This window comes from Enterococcus spodopteracolus (genome assembly GCF_030441955.1).
In the GTDB taxonomy this organism is placed as follows: Bacteria; Bacillota; Bacilli; order Lactobacillales; family Enterococcaceae; genus Enterococcus_B; species Enterococcus_B spodopteracolus.
In genome coordinates this window covers 1-656 of sequence record NZ_JARJHD010000068.1, presented here as the reverse complement: position 1 = coordinate 656, position 656 = coordinate 1, and the positions used below count along the sequence as shown (strand labels likewise).

Annotated in this window: 1 protein-coding gene; it reads right to left on the bottom strand. The window is 43.0% G+C overall.

What is annotated here, in order from left to right:
- Nucleotides 1–68 precede the first annotated feature (68 nt).
- Nucleotides 69–503: a protein rexB gene (locus tag P3R27_RS14530; RefSeq protein ID WP_001245922.1), complete on the bottom strand. Its 435-nt coding sequence runs from the start codon at nucleotides 501–503 to the stop codon at nucleotides 69–71.
- Nucleotides 504–656 lie beyond the last annotated feature (153 nt).

Sequence of the window (656 nt, the reverse complement as noted above, 5' to 3'; positions counted from 1 at the left end):
ATAAATACAATTGGTTATGTGTTTTGGGGGCGATCGTGAGGCAAAGAAAACCCGGCGCTGAGGCCGGGTTATTCTTGTTCTCTGGTCAAATTATATAGTTGGAAAACAAGGATGCATATATGAATGAACGATGCAGAGGCAATGCCGATGGCGATAGTGGGTATCATGTAGCCGCTTATGCTGGAAAGAAGCAATAACCCGCAGAAAAACAAAGCTCCAAGCTCAACAAAACTAAGGGCATAGACAATAACTACCGATGTCATATACCCATACTCTCTAATCTTGGCCAGTCGGCGCGTTCTGCTTCCGATTAGAAACGTCAAGGCAGCAATCAGGATTGCAATCATGGTTCCTGCATATGATGACAATGTCGCCCCAAGACCATCTCTATGAGCTGAAAAAGAAACACCAGGAATGTAGTGGCGGAAAAGGAGATAGCAAATGCTTACGATAACGTAAGGAATTATTACTATGTAAACACCAGGCATGATTCTGTTCCGCATAATTACTCCTGATAATTAATCCTTAACTTTGCCCACCTGCCTTTTAAAACATTCCAGTATATCACTTTTCATTCTTGCGTAGCAATATGCCATCTCTTCAGCTATCTCAGCATTGGTGACCTTGTTCAGAGGCGCTGAGAGATGGCCTTTTTC

Coding starts and splice junctions, on each gene's coding strand:
- P3R27_RS14530 (WP_001245922.1), bottom strand. CDS start 503: ATGCGGAACAGAATCATGCCTGGTGTTTACATAGTAATAATTCCTTAC.